The organism is Streptomyces sp. sk2.1 (genome assembly GCF_008120935.1).
Taxonomy (GTDB): Bacteria; Actinomycetota; Actinomycetes; order Streptomycetales; family Streptomycetaceae; genus Streptomyces.
Map to the genome: position 1 here is coordinate 8,171 of NZ_RDBO01000029.1, position 2,972 is coordinate 11,142.

Consider the following 2,972-nt stretch of genomic DNA (forward strand, 5'->3'; position numbering starts at 1 on the left):
CGTTGGAGGTGAATGCTCTGACGTTGGACGGTGTGGATGGTTCGGTGTTGTCGGCGGTGTGGGCGTGGCCGGGTGGTTTGTTCGGTGAGGGTGAGGTGGAGGGTCTTGCCCGTGCGTGGGTGGAGGTCCTGGAGTCGTTGGTGGTTGCGGCGGGTGAGCCGGGTGCGGGTGGTCTGACGCCGTCGGACGTCGGGTTGGTGGAGGTGACGCAGGGCGAGATCGAGGTGCTGGAGAGCGCGTATCCGGGGCTCGTCGACGTCCTCCCGCTCTCCCCGCTCCAGGAAGGACTCCACTTCCACGCCCTCGACGAGGACGCGAGCTCGGACGCGTACACCGTCCAGATCGTCCTCGACCTGGAGGGCGACTTCGACGCCACGGCCATGCGCCGGGCCGCCGAAGCGCTGCTGAGCCGGCACGCCGGGCTGCGCGCGGGCTTCGTCCACGAGGGACTCGACGCACCCGTCCAGGTGATCACCGCCGGGGCCCGACTGCCCTGGTCCGAGCAGGACCTCGCGGACCTGGCCCCCGAGGCGCGCGACGCCGCCGTCGCCCGGGTCCTCGACGAGGACCGGGCCCGCCGCTTCGACCCGGCCGCCCCGCCGCTCCTGCGCTTCACCGCCATCCGGCTCGACGACCACCACCACCGGCTCGTCCTCACCTACGACCACCTGCTCCTCGACGGCTGGTCGACGGCCGTCCTGGTCCGCGAGCTCTTCGCGCTGTACGCCTCCGGCTCCGACACCGCGGCCCTGCCGCGCGTCACCCCCTTCCGCGACCACCTGGAATGGCTCTCCCGACAGGACCGCGCCGCGGCCGAGACGGCATGGCGCGAGGCCCTGGCCGGACTCGACGAGCCCACCCTGCTCGCCTCCTCCCACGACACCGCCGACGATGCCGCGCCCGAGCAGATCCGGACCGAGCTCACGGCGGAGCTGACCGAGGCCGTGAGCGCGCGGGCCCGCGCCCTGGGCATCACGCTCAACACCGTGGTGCAGGGCTGCTGGGGCCTGGTCCTCGCCCGGCTCACCGGCCGCGACGACGTCGTCTTCGGCGCCACCGTCTCCGGCCGCCCGGCCGACCTGCCCGGCATCGAGGACATGGTGGGGCTGTTCATCAACACCCTGCCCGTCCGGGTGCGGGTGCGTCCCGGCGACAGCCTGTCCGGCCTCTTCGCGGCCGTGCAGGACGAGCAGGCCCGGCTCATGCCGCACCAGCACGTCCGCCTCGCCGACGTGCAGCGCCTGGCCGGACACGGCGAACTCTTCGACTCCATCGCGGTGTTCGAGAACTACCCGATCGACGCGCTCGACCTCGGCAGCGCGGACGGCCGGCTGCGGGTCACCGGCGTCGACGGCGGTGACACCACCCACTACCCGCTCACCCTGATCGCGGTCCCCGGCGACCGGCTGCAACTGCGCCTCGGCCACCGTCCCGGCGTCGTCGACCGGGACCGCGCCGAGCGGATCCTGGCCGCCCTCCTCTCCGTGCTCGACGCCGTCGTCGCCGACCCGGACCGGCCGGTCGGCCGCATCGACCTGCTGCCGCCGGCGGAGCGGGACCGCGTCCTCGTCGACTGGAACGACACCGCCGCCCCGGTGCCCGCGGGCACCCTGGCCGACGCGTTCCGGCAGCAGGCCGCCCGTACTCCCGACTCCGTCGCGGTGACGTTCCGGGGCACCGGTCTGTCCTACGCCGAGCTGGACGAGCGCTCCAACCGGCTGGCCCGGCTGCTCATCGGCCGCGGCGCCGCCCCCGAGCAGTTCGTCGCCGTCGCCCTGCCGCGCTCGGCCGATCTGCTCGTCGCCGTCCTCGCGGTGCTGAAGTCGGGGGCCGCGTACCTGCCGGTGGACCCGGGGTATCCGGCGGAGCGGATCGAGTTCCTGCTCCGGGACGCCGCTCCGGTGCTGGTGCTGACCACCGCCGAGGTGGCCGGGGGGCTGCCGGGGACCGGCACGCCGCACCTCCTCCTGGACGGCGAGGACATCACCGCCGAACTGGACTCCCTGCCCGCGGACGCCCCGACGGACGCCGACCGGGTAGCGCCGCTGCGGCCCGCCAACCCGGCGTACGTCATCTACACCTCGGGCTCCACCGGCCGCCCCAAGGGCGTCGTCGTCAGCCACGAGAGCGTGGTCGCCCTCGCCGCCTGGGCGGCGACCGAGATCGGCCCCGAGCGGCTGTCCCGGGTCCTGTTCGCGACCTCGCTCAACTTCGACGTGTCGGTCTTCGAGGTCTTCGGCCCCCTCCTGTCGGGCGGCTCCGTCGAGGTCGTGCGCGATGTGCTCGCGCTCACCGAGGCGCCGTACGACACCTGGTCCGGCAGCCTCATCAGCGCCGTGCCGTCCGCCCTCGACCAGCTCCTGGCCCACGGCGGCCTCGGCGTGCGCGCGGACCTGGTCGTCCTGGCCGGCGAGGCCCTGCCCGCCCGGCTGATGGACGACATCCGGCGGACCATGCCGGGCACCCGGGTCGCCAACATCTACGGGCCGACCGAGGCCACGGTCTACTCGACCGCCTGGTTCTCCGGCGACGGCTCCGCGGACGGCACCCCGCCGATCGGCCGGCCGATCACCAACCGCCGGGTCTACGTCCTGGACGCCGGTCTGCGCCCCGTGCCCCCCGGTGTCACGGGAGAGCTCTACATCGCCGGACCCGGACTGGCCCGGGGTTATTTGGGGCGTGCGGGGTTGTCGGCGGGTCGGTTCGTGGCGGATCCGTTCGGTGTCGCGGGTGGGCGGATGTACCGGACGGGTGATGTGGTGCGTTGGTCGGTGGGGGGTGAGCTGGAGTATCTGGGGCGTGCGGATGATCAGGTGAAGGTGCGTGGTTTCCGTATCGAGTTGGGTGAGATCGAGTCGGTTGTGGGGGCTTGTCCGGGTGTGGGCCGGGTGGCTGTGGTGGTGCGTGAGGATCAGCCGGGGTCGCGGCAGATCGTTGCGTATGTGGTGCCGGTGGGTGGGCCGGTGGATGGT

Annotated in this window: 1 protein-coding gene; it reads left to right on the top strand. The window is 73.3% G+C overall.

What is annotated here, in order from left to right; genetic code table 11:
* Positions 1–95: 95 nt before the first annotated feature.
* The coding region (locus EAO76_RS11880) for an amino acid adenylation domain-containing protein (protein WP_187438573.1) at positions 96–2,972 on the top strand (2,877 nt) is incomplete at its 3' end.